The organism is Desulfosporosinus shakirovi (genome assembly GCF_020595055.1).
Taxonomy (GTDB): Bacteria; Bacillota; Desulfitobacteriia; order Desulfitobacteriales; family Desulfitobacteriaceae; genus Desulfosporosinus; species Desulfosporosinus shakirovi.
Genome location: NZ_JAJDOO010000019.1, coordinates 14914 through 27991, shown reverse-complemented (window position 1 = coordinate 27991; position 13078 = coordinate 14914). Strand labels below are relative to the sequence as shown.

General features: G+C 44.0%; 13 protein-coding genes. 12 read left to right on the top strand and 1 reads right to left on the bottom strand.

Features of this window, described 5'->3' with window-relative positions; all coding sequences use genetic code 11:
- The first annotated feature begins 491 nt into the window (after positions 1 to 491).
- The 12 genes from LJE72_RS16030 (at position 492) to LJE72_RS15975 (ending at position 11973) form a co-directional block, all read left to right on the top strand.
- Positions 492 to 1244, top strand: a complete 753-nt coding sequence (locus LJE72_RS16030; RefSeq protein WP_229248790.1) for a class I SAM-dependent methyltransferase — start codon at positions 492 to 494, stop codon at positions 1242 to 1244.
- An 18-nt stretch (positions 1245 to 1262) separates the two neighbouring features.
- Positions 1263 to 2813, top strand: coding sequence for an ABC transporter substrate-binding protein (locus LJE72_RS16025; protein WP_229248789.1), 1551 nt, complete (start codon positions 1263 to 1265; stop codon positions 2811 to 2813).
- A 6-nt stretch (positions 2814 to 2819) separates the two neighbouring features.
- Positions 2820 to 3770, top strand: coding sequence for an ABC transporter permease (locus tag LJE72_RS16020; RefSeq protein ID WP_229248788.1), 951 nt, complete (start codon positions 2820 to 2822; stop codon positions 3768 to 3770).
- On the top strand, positions 3771 to 4646 hold the full coding sequence (gene nikC, locus LJE72_RS16015) for a nickel transporter permease (protein ID WP_229248786.1): 876 nt from the start codon (positions 3771 to 3773) through the stop codon (positions 4644 to 4646).
- Between the two features lie 20 nt (positions 4647 to 4666).
- Complete coding sequence (locus LJE72_RS16010) at positions 4667 to 5626, top strand: ABC transporter ATP-binding protein (protein WP_229248784.1); 960 nt, start codon at positions 4667 to 4669, stop codon at positions 5624 to 5626.
- Positions 5620 to 6426, top strand: coding sequence for an ATP-binding cassette domain-containing protein (locus LJE72_RS16005; protein ID WP_229248782.1), 807 nt, complete (start codon positions 5620 to 5622; stop codon positions 6424 to 6426). Before LJE72_RS16010 ends, LJE72_RS16005 begins: the two co-directional genes overlap by 7 nt.
- Before the next feature lie 299 nt (positions 6427 to 6725).
- The gene (locus tag LJE72_RS16000; protein ID WP_229248780.1) at positions 6726 to 7778 is read left to right on the top strand and encodes an energy-coupling factor ABC transporter permease; all 1053 of its coding nucleotides are present in this window, start codon (positions 6726 to 6728) and stop codon (positions 7776 to 7778) included.
- 95 nt (positions 7779 to 7873) lie between these two features.
- The gene (gene cbiQ / locus LJE72_RS15995; protein ID WP_229248881.1) at positions 7874 to 8683 is read left to right on the top strand and encodes a cobalt ECF transporter T component CbiQ; all 810 of its coding nucleotides are present in this window, start codon (positions 7874 to 7876) and stop codon (positions 8681 to 8683) included.
- Positions 8680 to 9438, top strand: coding sequence for an energy-coupling factor ABC transporter ATP-binding protein (locus LJE72_RS15990; RefSeq protein ID WP_229248778.1), 759 nt, complete (start codon positions 8680 to 8682; stop codon positions 9436 to 9438). Before cbiQ ends, LJE72_RS15990 begins: the two co-directional genes overlap by 4 nt.
- A 317-nt stretch (positions 9439 to 9755) precedes the next feature.
- Positions 9756 to 9968, top strand: a complete 213-nt coding sequence (locus tag LJE72_RS15985) for a tautomerase family protein (protein WP_229248777.1) — start codon at positions 9756 to 9758, stop codon at positions 9966 to 9968.
- A 275-nt stretch (positions 9969 to 10243) separates the two neighbouring features.
- On the top strand, positions 10244 to 11443 hold the full coding sequence (locus LJE72_RS15980) for a DVU0298 family protein (RefSeq protein WP_229248776.1): 1200 nt from the start codon (positions 10244 to 10246) through the stop codon (positions 11441 to 11443).
- 149 nt (positions 11444 to 11592) lie between these two features.
- Positions 11593 to 11973, top strand: a complete 381-nt coding sequence (locus LJE72_RS15975; RefSeq protein WP_229248880.1) for a VOC family protein — start codon at positions 11593 to 11595, stop codon at positions 11971 to 11973.
- On the opposite strand, the gene LJE72_RS15970 is transcribed toward LJE72_RS15975, so the two are convergent.
- On the bottom strand, positions 11964 to 12959 hold the full coding sequence (locus tag LJE72_RS15970; RefSeq protein ID WP_229248775.1) for a D-cysteine desulfhydrase family protein: 996 nt from the start codon (positions 12957 to 12959) through the stop codon (positions 11964 to 11966). The two genes, LJE72_RS15975 and LJE72_RS15970, sit on opposite strands and share 10 nt — an antisense overlap.
- Positions 12960 to 13078: the final 119 nt, after the last annotated feature.

Genomic DNA, 13078 nt, shown 5'->3' with positions numbered 1-13078 from the left:
TGCTCCGAATAATTATAAGTTATACATAAAATAATAGAACTATTATCTAGATCATGAAGATCTTAGCAAAAGCCATGGAGGTTAACTCGTTGAGTTTACTTTCGTGGCTTTTTATTAGTGAAGAAAACGGACTAAGTGTCGTAAAGGAAGATTACGGAGAAAACGAATTTTCATGAATCCCTCTCAGTAATGAAAAAATTACAACAATGTTGAAAATCCGATTGCCTTGGGCAAATAAAGATAAGGCATAACTTAATCGTCTATACAAGGCTATGAAGGTCTTGAAAAACCATGGAGGTTTGACTCAAGTGAGTTGACTCGTGGTTTTTTTGTTCGTGTGACATTGATGGTGCTTTTTCAATACAACAAAATAGAGTTTCAGAGGCAGGTTTTTGAAAGGGGGTGATATTTTTGACAATTAAAGAAAGAATCAGCTTCTAAATAGTTAGACACTTTCTTTCATGAGGCAAATAGCTGGGAGGAGATAAAGAGTGAGTATTCAGGTAAAGGAAGTTAAAGAGCAAATCCGTCAGAGATGGAACGAATCAGCAGAGGAGTTCGACCAATGCCCAGGGCCTGGAATCCATTCCGAGCGAGAGAAAAAAGCATGGCAGGCCATTTTGGTCAATGCTGTGGGGGGAAAACAACTGAAAATATTGGATGTAGGCACTGGGACGGGGTTTATTGCGCTATTGCTGGCAGAATATGGGCACAGTGTGACAGGCGTAGACCTTGCGGAGGAGATGCTTGCTCAAGCCAGAGACAAAGCGAAGCGTCAAAAACTAAAGGTTAAATTCCAGTACGGTGATGCTGATGAGCTGCCTTTTGAGGATAACGTCTTTGATGCGGTGATAAATCGGCATGTGTTTTGGACAATGTCGGACCCGGAAAAAGCTGCTGCCGAATGGGCCAGGGTATTAAAGCCCGGTGGAAAATTGCTGATCATTGATGGAGATTGGAATAATTTCAGCTCATGGAAAAAGATTTGGAAAGCAGTGGCAACGATTACCGTGGGCTTAACTGAAGGTGTTGACTCCTCAACTAAGTCCCACGGTCTGCGTGATTTTGAGAAGGAACTTCCCTTGCGCAGTCAAAAACGTCCAGAGGCAGATTTAAGGATTTTAAGAGCCCTGGGAATGAAAGAAGCAGAAATGGTGAGGTTTAAAGACCCTCGGGCACATGGCTTGCTGGATAATCTTAAATATGGCTACTATCAGAGATTTGTTGTAACAGCTATCAAATGAGCGAGGAGGAAGAGAACGATGAGAAGAAGTCTATCTATGGTTCTCAGTATTCTGCTGGTATCCTTAATGCTTAGCACTGTCGGCTGTGGAGTTAAGGCAGTCAGTTCAGGAAATCAGTCGTTAGTAGTGGGGGAAATATGGAAAATCAATAATATTGATCCGGCCATGAATGGTACACTAACCATGGAAAAAGCGTTGATTACCGAATCACTAGTGGGTACAAAACCGAATTTTGAGTTAGAGCCTTGTTTGGCTGCCGAATGGAAGAGAATTGACTCGAATACCTGGCAGTTTACCTTGCGTGAAGATGTCATGTTTCATGATGGTACTCCTCTGAATGCAGAAGCGGTTAAGTGGTCGCTGATGAGAGCGATTGCTATCAATCCGCAGATTCAAAGTTTCACAAAGATTAGTACAGTGGAAGCAGAGAATGAGAGGACCGTTGTAATTAGAACGACAAACCCTAACAGTGACTTACCGGCTTCACTGCATTACTCAAACACTTCGATCATTGCAAAAAGCTCCGTCGATAAAGACGGAAAACTGATAAAACCTATTGGTACAGGAGCATTCAAGTTAGAGCAATTTGACCTCTCCACAGGGGACATGAAGATGACCAGGAATACAGATTATTGGGGGACTGTTTCTAAACTGGAAAGCCTTGAAATTCGTGCCTTACCCGATCCTAATACGCGGGCGCTTGCGTTAGAAAAGGGCGAAATCGATTTCACCTGTGATCCACCCTATAATGAGTTGGAGAGGTTGGAAAAAGTGGAGGGGCTTAAGGTGGAGCTCAATAAGACAGCTAGGACATATATAATCGAAATGAATTTAAATGAGGCTCCTTTTAATGACCTGAGAGTTAGGAAAGCAATGAGTTATGCAATCGATAGGGAAAGTATTGTGAAAAATGTCCTTTTCGGATGCGGTGCGCCTGCTATAGGGCCCTACATGCCTGGAATGGCCTGGACAAATGAGAATCTAAAAGGATATCCCTATAATCCTGAAAAGGCTAAACAGCTCCTCACTGAAGCTGGTTGGAGCGATTCAGATGGAGACGGTATTGTCGATCAAAACGGCCAGGCAATGAAAATTACACTTATGACTTATCCTCAAAGACCAGGACTTCCGCCGATGGCCGAAGCAGTACAAGCCCAGTTTAAAAACCTGGGGATTGAGCTAAAAACTGAGATTATGGATAGTACAGCAATGTCAGAAATTGCCTCCAAGGGAAAATGGGATATGAAAATGAGTGCCTTCGCCACAGCAATGATTCCTTCACCTTCCTATCATTTAAATACTCTTTATTACTCAAAAAATAATAAAGTGATTGGCTATCACAACTCAGAGGTTGACAGACTGATCGACGAATGCATGGTTGCGGATGATCAACAAGAAAAGTACGACCTATCCAAGCAGGTACAGCAAATTTTGGAAGATGAAGAGCCTGTGATACCGATTGCCTATTATGGCGTGGCTGTGGCAATGAAGAGCAAAGTTAATAACTTTGTCTTTAATCCTACAGCTCACGATTACATGCTGACCAATGAAGTTAATATCAAGGAGTAGAATTGAATGTGGAAATTCATTCTCAAACGTTTGGCGGCGACAATCCTAGTGGTTGTGGCTGCCTCCATTCTTACCTTTGGCATCTTGCATTTGACACCGGGTTCAACCCCGGTAACCATATTGAAGTATGCTTTCATTGGTTTAGAAGAGATTCCAACCGAGGCGGAAATTACAGAGATTACAGAACGCTATATGCTCAATGAGCCTTTGTACAAACAGTATTATTGTTGGCTGAAGCAAGCGGTTCAAGGGGATTTGGGAGATTCTTGCGTTTACAAACTTCCGGTAGCAGAGCTCATCGGGCTGAGGTTTCCCGCGACAGTGTTGTTAGCGGGCTTGAGTGTAGCATTATCACTTTTGATGGCAATACCCCTCGGTATTCTGTGTGCAGTTAAGAGGAACACATTTTTTGATCACTTAGGCCGAATCAGTGCTCTTTTTGCTGTGGCAATGCCCAGCTTCTGGTTAGCTTATTTGCTCATAATTATTTTTTCTCTTGGTTTTGATTTCTTCCCAGTCGCTGGATTTCGGGGTATATCCTCTCTGGTGTTGCCTTGTGTGACACTTGCTGCTGGTATGGGGGCAGTGACCATGCGGATGATGCGCTCCAGCATGCTGGAAGTAATGAGTCAGGATTATATTCTAACCGCCAGGGCTAAGGGCTTGTACGAGACAGGGATAATATCCAGGCATGCTTTAAAAAATGCCTTTCTGCCAGTTGTCACTGTGGTGGGGCTGCAATTTGGTCACATGCTGGGAGGATCGGTGATTGTTGAAACCGTCTTTGCCTGGCCGGGAATAGGGAAACTGCTGATAGATTCAATCTTTGCCAAAGATATACCCATGGTTCAAGGCTGTGTCTTACTAATGGCCACGACCTATGCCCTGGTAAACTTATTGGTAGATTTGTCCTATGCACTGATGGATCCGAGGATTCGCTATGGGAGGGAGAGTTAATTGGACGCTGCGCTTGTCGCAAATAAAAGGAATAAAGAGGTTGTTGTTAGATCCGTGAAGCGAGATAAACTGCTGGGTTTTAGTTCTGCAGTTGTGCTCATCATCGTTTTAGTTGGCGTATTGGCACCGCTGATTATGCCGCATGATCCTATCAGTGTAAGCTTTGCAGATAAAGTGAAGCCACCCTCCTTCCAGTATCCTTTCGGGACAGATCCCTTGGGCAGGTGCGTGTTGAGCAGAGTCATTCAAGGCACAAGAACTTCTTTGGTTGCTGCGGCAGTCATTGTTTCTATCAGTGGGGTGGGAGGAGTGCTGGTAGGACTTATATCAGGATATAAGGGTGGCAAAGCAGATAGTTTAATCATGCGCTCAGTGGATGTTATGCTAGCCTTTCCCAGCATTATTCTGGCCATGGCCTTAATTGTATCCATGGGTCCGGGCTTAGGAAGCGTCATAGTTGCCCTGACCTTGGTACACTGGACGGGATATGCCAGATTAGTCCGAGCGGAGGTGTTGACCCTAAAAGAGTCTGAGTTTGTCGAAGCCGCCAGGGCAATGGGCAACAGCTCCAGTAGAATAATCTTTAAATACATTCTGCCGAACGTCATTGCTCCAGTGATGGTCATGGCCTCCCTCGACATTGCCCATATTGTATTGTCTATGGCTAGCCTCAGTTTTCTCGGCCTGGGTGCTCAACCGCCGGAGGCTGAATGGGGAGCAATGATTAACCAAGGCAGAGAGTTTATCAGGACTGCGCCGCATGTAACCCTGTTTCCTGGTTTAGCCCTGATGGTTACCATTTTAGCCTTTAGCTTACTAGGGGATAGCTTGAGGGATTATTTTGACCCTCGGCTGCGGGAAGGTTACATTGAATAGCTCAGAGAGGGAGGGGTTCCATGGTAACTAAGCAGACGACGTCTCCGTTACTTGCCATTCGCGGCCTTATCACCCATTTTCAAGTGAAGGAAACTATTGTTAAAGCCGTTGACGATGTCTCCCTGGATATCTATCCCCAGGAAGTTTTGGCGCTGGTTGGGGAAACTGGCTGTGGGAAATCTGTCCTGGCCCTTTCCATTCTTCGCTTGTTACCGAAGAATTCACAGATCGAAGGAAGTATCCGCTTCAATGGGGTGGAAATTCTGGAAGCAAGTGAAGAGGAACTGCGGAAACTGCGAGGGAAAGAAATCGGTATGATTCCTCAAAGTCAGGCGACTTCGCTTAATCCGCTGCTCAAAGTTGGTTGGCAAGTCAGGGAAGTCCTGCAGCTTCACAAAACGCTTGGAAAATTTGAAGCCCGGGAGAAGGTAGTCAAGCTGTTTACTCGCTTGCAGCTGCCCGATCCTGCCAAAAAGATGAATTACTATCCTCATCAACTGAGTGGAGGGATGCGACAGAGAGTGTTGGTATCTATGGGGGTAGCTTGCCAACCAAAACTGATTCTCGTGGACGAGCCTACGAAAGGTCTGGATGCTGTGCTAAGGAAAGAAGTCGTGACAATGCTGGGGGAAGAAGCCGCTGAGAATCGCTCGTCCATGCTGCTGATTACCCATGATTTTTCGGTGGCTGCTGTACTGGCAGATCGGATAGCCGTTATGTATGCCGGAGAAATCGTGGAGATGGGTTCAGCTGCCGAGATATTGGAAAAACCCGGACACCCTTATACCCAATCCCTCCTTGATTCTTTGCCCGGAAGAGGCTTTAAACCGATTCGCGGTTTTAGTCCCAGCCTTTCCTCACTCCCCGCAGGATGCAGGTTTCAACCCAGATGCAGAGATGCTTGTCCTGATTGTTCTGCACTTCATCCGAAAATAGCATTGACTGGAGCAAACCATTATGTGAGGTGCTTTTTATGCTGATTGAAGTTAAAAACCTAGTCAAAGAGTATAGTGTTGGAATTTTTAATAAGAGTGGGGTCAGGGCTGTTGATGATGTCAACTTCTGTGTACAACAGGGAGAAACCCTGGGACTTGTCGGAGAAAGTGGGTGTGGAAAATCCACAGTAGCAAGGCTGATGCTGATGCTGATCAAGCCGACCTCTGGAAGCGTGCGTTTTGAAGGTCAGGAATTGACGGGCATGTCTCAAGCAAAGCTTGCAAAAATACGGAGAGAAATGCAGATTGTGTTTCAGCAACCTCAGCAATCCTTACATCCTCGTATGAAGATATCTGAATCTCTGGCAGAACCATTGAAACTATATAGGCTTGTTAAGAGCAAAACAGAGGAAAAGAATAGAGTAAAACAATTGCTGGATGAGGTAGGGCTGTCAGAGGAACACCTGGAACGTTATCCCCACGAACTCAGCGGAGGACAGGCTCAGCGTGTCGCCATAGCCAGAGTGCTGGCGCTTAAACCTAAATTTATTGTTGCGGATGAACCCACATCCATGCTGGATGTTTCCGTTCAAGCCCAGATTTTGAGCTTGATAAAGAAACTCCAACAGGAGCATACCATAGGCCTGCTTTTTATCTCTCATGACTTAGAAGTGGTTCAAGCGGTAAGTGACCGAGTTGCGGTGATGCATCAGGGCAAGTTGGTAGAAATGGGGAGCAGGCAGCAGATTTTTAGGCAGCCACAGCATTCTTACACTAAATATCTGACTAGTACTATCTTAGAGATGCCAACTTCAATAATGAGAAATGATGTAGCTTGTCAATGAGTCAAGTCATTGGAATTCTCGGTAAGGGGATAAGATAATTTGGCAAAGTATCATTTTTTTCCTTGCAGGAAATCTCAGATGATAGTAGAATTGTATTAAGTAAATATATTTGTAAGTAAGATCATGAAGGTCTTTGCAAAAACCATGGAGGTTCGACTCATTAGAGTCAACTTTGTGGTTTTTTTGTTTATTCTGAGTGGAAGGGAGAGTTACATATAAGCTAAAGAATCAAACCTTTTATAAAATTATCTTGAGAAGACTAAAATATGATATTATTTATAACAATTGGAGGGATACTTATGCATATGGCAGATGCCTTGATTTCACCACTGGTAGGTGGAACCATGTGGGTAGCAACAGCGGGTGTTGCGGCCTATTCAATTAAGAAGATTCAATCCGAGATGGATGAAAAGAAGATTCCGTTGATGGGAGTTATGGGAGCCTTTATCTTTGCATCCCAGATGATCAACTTTACCATACCCGGAACAGGCTCAAGTGGTCATATTGGCGGAGGGTTACTTCTTGCAATCTTGCTTGGTCCGTATGCGGGTTTCCTGACTATTGCTTCCGTTCTCACAATCCAAGCGCTGTTTTTTGCAGATGGAGGCTTGCTGGCCTTAGGGAGCAATGTGTTTAATATGGGCTTTTTCTCCTGCTTTATTGCCTATCCCTTGATCTATAAAGGATTTATGGGAAGAGGGTATACTACCAAGCGCATTTTCTTTGCTTCGATCCTTGCAGCGATTATAGGACTTCAAATGGGAGCTTTCGGGGTCGTGTTAGAAACCCTCTTCTCTGGTAAGACCGAGTTGCCTTTTGGGACATTTGTACTATTAATGCAGCCAATTCATTTGGCAATTGGGGCAGTAGAAGGACTTGTCACAGCTGCTGTCGTAACCTATATTTGGAACGCCCGGCCGGAAATCCTTGAAGGGGCTGCCTCTGGAAGAGCTCTAGGTAATGTCTCTATAAAGAAGGTGGTTGCAGGACTGATCGCGATTGCGCTGATTACTGGAGTAGGATTATCCTGGTTTGCCTCTTCCAATCCTGATGGCTTAGAATGGGCGATGATCAAGACTGCCGGTACAGCCGAACTGGAGGCTCCGGATGGTCTGCATCAGCAACTATCTGATCTACAGACTAAAACAGCCTTTTTGCCTGACTATTCTTTTAAGACACCGGAGGCTGAAACAGAGCTAAGTGCCGGAGAAGAGGAAGAAACATGGCCGGCCATAAGCGGAGGGACGAGCACTTCCGGATTAGTAGGCGGCGGGCTGACTCTGGCCTTAGCGGTCCTTGTGGGAGTAGGTATCGGTTTGCTGAAGCGAAGAAAGTATAGAACTAATTCTTAAATCCGTCGTTTAGTTGACGGCAGGCGACCAGACCGCCCTTCCTAACGCTTGTCGCAGGTATAGTTTTATTGATAAAATTTGATTGGATTGTTGATATGGCAAACATCATGAATTCATTGTACAATATGCGTCTGCTTGATGATCTTTCCAGGCAGGAAACTGTGATACACAAGCTGCATCCTCTTATAAAATTATTAACCACAGTTAGTTACTTAACTGTGGTTGTTTCCTTTGGAAGATATGAGATTGGTGGATTACTGTCGTTGTTTTTATACCCAGTGATGGTCTTTACTCTGGGAGAACTTCCTGTTAAACCGATATTTTTAAGGATCTTACTTGTTTCACCATTTATTATTGGAATAGGAATATTAAACCCTTTTTTTGATCATCAAATTTATTTGCTGGGCGGAATTGAAATCTCCAGAGGGTGGGTTACCTTTCTTGCTATTTTGATTAAGAGCGGATTAACTGTAACTGCAGCCCTGCTGCTTATTGCTACCACTGGAATGGACCGATTAGCTGGGGCCTTAAGAATGATGAAAATTCCTCGGATATTTGTGCTCCAACTGCTCTTAACTTATCGATATATTTCTGTGCTGATGGAGGAGGTAGCCCGAACCTTAAGGGCGTATTCTTTACGGGCTCCGAGACAAAAAGGTGTCCATCGAAGTGCCTGGGGCTCATTGGCCGGACAACTGATCCTCCGCACCTTTGACAGAGCCCAGCGTATTTATGAAGCAATGTGTTTAAGAGGGTTTACAGGGGAGTACCATACAGGAGGGTTCAAAGAAATTAGAGTTTGGGATTTATCCTATTTTATCGGATGGGTATTTTTCTTTGCAGTGGCGAGAATGTACAATATTCCGATGTTAATAGGTTCATTGATAACGGGAGTGATAAGATGAGTCATCATAAACTTGAGGTCAAGGATTTGCATTATAGTTATCCTGATGGACATAAGGCGGTCAAAGGGATGTCCTTTTGTATCCATCATGGGGAGTCCGTGGGAATCATTGGAGCGAATGGAGCAGGAAAATCCACACTGCTGATGTTGCTTATGGGGGTGCTTTTTCCAAGCCAAGGAGAAGTTTGTGTAGGTGATGTCCATGTCACTAAGAAGACACTTCCGATGATTCGCCAAAGTCTGGGTATGGTTTTTCAGGACCCTGATGACCAGTTATTCATGAATACTGTCTACGATGACGTAGCCTTCGGACCTCGTAACTATAAACTTGATGAAAAGGAAGTTGAAAAGCGTGTTCTCAATGCCTTAGAACTAGTGGGCATCCTTCATTTAAAAGATCGCGCCCCCTTTAAATTGTCAGGCGGAGAAAAGCGAGCTGCGGCTATTGCCTCAGTGCTTTCGATGCAACCCGATATTTTGATTATGGATGAACCTACCGCGGCTCTTGATCCTAAATCCAGACGAAAAGTTATGGAGCTCCTTACGAGCTTTAAGCATACAAAAGTTATTACCAGTCATGATTTAGACATGATTTTCGAAATGTGTGACAGGACTATTGTTATTAAAAATGGTGAAATTGCGGCGGATGGGGTAACTTCTGAAATTCTGGTGAATGCCGAGTTGATGGATGCCTGTGGCCTTGAGATACCATTGGCACTGCAGAACTGTCCCGTTTGTGGGATTACAAAAGTTTAATACTGGCTATTTAGCTAATATTCATGTAGAAAAATCCTTTATATTTATCAAGCATTTTTGCATAATCCTTCATAAATATAACTATATACTCCCTTGTGATGTGTCAGCCCTGTTTCTTGTACATGGCTGATATTTTTTTGAGAGATTAATGGCAAGCTGTCAACAGAAGAAAGTTATGGGGAAAATCTTAAGGGGATTTCTTGCAAATAAGGCAAAATAAAAAGATTAAGACGTTGATGAAGGTTACATGTTTTTGGTTTAAAACGGGGATTTTATATTAAGAGTAAAACAATGAATTTAACGGAGGTGCCTTGTAAATGCCAATGATTAACTTTGATGGACCTGTCCTAACTATTGATCAAAAGAGGAGTCTGATTCATGGAATGAGTCAAGCTGCTTCCCAGGCCTTGGGAATTCCTATGGCAGCCTTCACAGTTACCTTAGATGAACACGAATACAGCAATATGGGTATTGGTGGGGAAGTGCTAACTGATACTGCCTATTGGGATAAATACAAAGAGAGAGATTGACATTTAATTTAAAGAACAAAAAATGGGCGGCCTCCCTGAGGCCCCCTATTTTTTGTTCTTTAAGGAGGTCTGAGTGACCTTGGGCGTACAATTGGCCCGCTTCGTTGCGCACCCAAGGTTATTTCGAGTGATTTTTTAGGATTACCATTTTATTTACACAGTTTAATTAAATTGTGATAAGATGATTCTTAATAAAGAACAAATAAAAATAGGTTAAGGAAGTTCTGCCCTTAAAGAGGGTGTGAAAAATATGCGGAAGAGAGAAGGGGTGTCCAATGCCGACTAAAAGAGATGTAGAACAAGTTTTAGAGAAAAGGGATTGGAATCAACTTAGTATTTGGGCTAAAGAACATAGGAATGTCTACCGACAATTAATGACCCGAATTTATGTTAAAGATGGGCTTATATTTTGGAGAGCTGTAGAGGCCTTAGGTTTTTTAGTTCGTGAAATCGAAAAGGAAAAGCCTACATTTGCGGTTGAACTTGTAAGACGCTATTTTTGGATGCTTAATGAAGAATCTGGGGGGACGGCTTGGAATGCATCTGAGGCCATAGGGAGTCTCCTTGCTCATTGTCCAGAGACTTGTGGACATTTTAATTGGATGCTTTCTGGGTTGTTAGAAGATGAGAGCTTAAGGGATGGGGCATTGTGGGGATTAGTGCAATTGGCACAGACTGCCCCACAGTTAGTATATCCTCTGGAAGAACGCATAAGCCCCTTCTTAGAAGCTAAAGAACCCTTCGCACGAGGATTGGCTGCCTTGATTTATGCCCTGATGAGAAAACCAGCGGATGACTTTGAACTTTACCGTGAACAAGGACCTAAATGGAGCGTTTCCAAAGAGCTGGATCAGCGCTTAAAAAATGATCAGCACCATCTTGAAATTTATCAAGATGGCAAATTTATCAGTTATACTGTTCAGCAACTCTGGCAGGTTCGAACTCTTGCGTTTTGGTCGGAGCAGATGAATATCAAGGATATGGAGATTGAATTAACGGTTGCCTCCACTGCGGCGGGGCTATGTTGGTTAGGGATCGGCTCGATGGTTGAGAAGGAACAGTCCTTGAGAATATGGGCAGCACGCTGGTTTCCAAAAGGATTCTTGATTCGAAAACGCGAGCCCAATACAGAGGTTTTTCGTCAGTTGCAAGAGTATTTAACAGGGAAGATTAAGGACTTTAGCATCCCTCTTCATCAAGTCGGGACCCCTTTCCAACTTCAAGTTTGGAAAGAGCTTTTGCGTATACCATACGGAGAGATACGCAGTTATGGCGATATTGCTGCGAGAGTGGGTAATCCAAAAGGGCAAAGGGCAGTGGGCATGGCCAACAATCGAAATCCAATAGGAATTGTGGTTCCCTGCCATCGAGTGATCGGCAAAAACGGAAGTTTGACAGGGTATGCCGGGGGTTTAGACATTAAGGAAAGGCTGTTAGAATTGGAAGGTTTTATCCAACCTAAAGGGGAAGCTTAAAGAAATATTGATTAGAGATGTTAATGAAATAATTGGCGGAGTGTGTTAACAGTCGTTTTTTGAGCTGGATTTAAATGGATATACTAGAGAATAGCGTTCTTAAACAACTCAGGGAAATGATAGACAAAATGAGAAAGCAGGGAATAGATATGGAGAACAAATCCCTTTTTATTGGAGTCGAACATATTGGAATTAAAGCCTTGGAAATGGAAAAGGCCATTCGATTTTACACAGAAGTACTTGGCTTTAAGTTTTTAAACCGGATTAAACCAGGCGAGGTGGAATTGGTCTTTCTGGAATTGGGGGGGACAGTTGTGGAGCTGGTGGAAGTCATTAACGGCCAAAAGTTTGAGGATGGAGTTGTTAATCACTTGGCAATCCGTGTATCCGATATTATAAAAGCGATTGATCACTTAAAAGACCATCAGGTTGAGTTGACTGCTTCGGAACCCATGTCGATAGGAGAAGGACGGTATAATTTCTTTTTTCGAGGTCCGAGCGGAGAAAAACTGGAGCTATATCAGGTGTAACCAAGAAGGTCTGCATAATAATGTTGATCAAAGATGGCCGGCCCGCCTCCAGTGTGCCAAAAGACAATCTTCTCAGGGAATTCTTGGTTTTTCTGTTGCATCAGGTGTTTAACTGCAGCCACACCTTTGGAAGTGTAAACGGGATCAAAAAGGATACCGTCAGTTCGAAAACACTCAATGATGACCTTAGAAGACTCTGGAGTGGGTATGCCGTATCCCGGTCCGATAAAATTAGCAGTAATCTTAAAAGATGGCAGAGGACAAGGAACATGAAGCCGGTCCAAGACCTCGGCAGCAAGTTTTTTAACCTGTGTATGAAGTTCATCTGAACTTTGGATTACATTGACTCCCAGTATGCGAAGAGGGTGTGGGAGAAGAGCATTGGCGGCGATCAACCCCGCTAGAGTTCCGGCGCTGCCGACTGAACAAATCAGGGTATTTGGGACCCATCCTTGTTCTTCGGCTTGCTTAAGCAGTTCGAAAAAAGCGAGAAAATATCCCAGCGATCCGAGAACATTAGAGCCCCCCAGAGGGATCGTGTAGGGATTAAAACCTATTGATTTCTTTTCGGCGGAAATGCGGTTCACTGCTTGATTAAGGGGTTCTTCTCCACAAGCTATAATTTCTGCCCCGGCTAGACGATCCAGAAGCAGGTTGCCACCCCATTCAGTGGGTGTCTCTCCTGGAATAACAATCACGGGTTTAAGCTTTAACATTGCGGAAACGACGGCAGTGAGACGAGCATGATTGGACTGAGGTGCACCCGATGTTATAATGAGATCTGCCTTTTGACTTAGTGCTTCAGCCATCAAAAATTCAAGTTTGCGCAGTTTATTCCCCCCAAGGCCGTAGGGGGTCAGGTCGTCTCGTTTCCAATATAATGCATCATCACCCCAAGCAAGACGGCTTCTTTCAAGGGGTGTAGGGCCGCCCATCAAGGGGATGCGAGAGGGAAAGGGCAAATTTTCCAGTAATGAATTGTACATTTGACACCTCCTGGAGTTATCATTCTATCAGTTATCAAGGAATCCCTTCTTGAAAGCCTTTAGAAAGGTTTAACAATCTTGCAATGTCTGCTTTGTGTGGTAATATTATCCTGTGCCTT